General features: G+C 55.8%; 2 tRNA genes. Both read right to left on the reverse strand.

What is annotated here, in order from left to right:
- Positions 1 to 48: 48 nt before the first annotated feature.
- Positions 49 to 123: transfer RNA gene (locus M3221_RS25925), tRNA-Glu, on the reverse strand.
- A gap of 14 nt (positions 124 to 137) precedes the next feature.
- Positions 138 to 228, reverse strand: a tRNA-Ser gene (locus tag M3221_RS25930).
- Between the last annotated feature and the right edge of the window lie 30 nt (positions 229 to 258).

Here is a 258-nt window from a genome sequence, read left to right on the forward strand (position 1 = left end):
CTCTGCTTGTAAGGCAGATGCTCTCCCAGCTGAGCTAATCCTCCAAAATGGTGACCCCTACGGGATTCGAACCCGTGTTACCGCCGTGAAAGGGCGGTGTCTTAACCGCTTGACCAAGGGGCCTTAAAAGTAAAATCTGGCGGAGAAGGAGGGATTTGAACCCTCGCGCCGGTTACCCGACCTACACCCTTAGCAGGGGCGCCTCTTCAGCCTCTTGAGTACTTCCCCAGATTGGCTCCGCAGGCAAGACTCGAACTT

This window comes from Domibacillus indicus (assembly GCF_023715895.1).
GTDB lineage: Bacteria > Bacillota > Bacilli > Bacillales > Domibacillaceae > Domibacillus > Domibacillus indicus_A.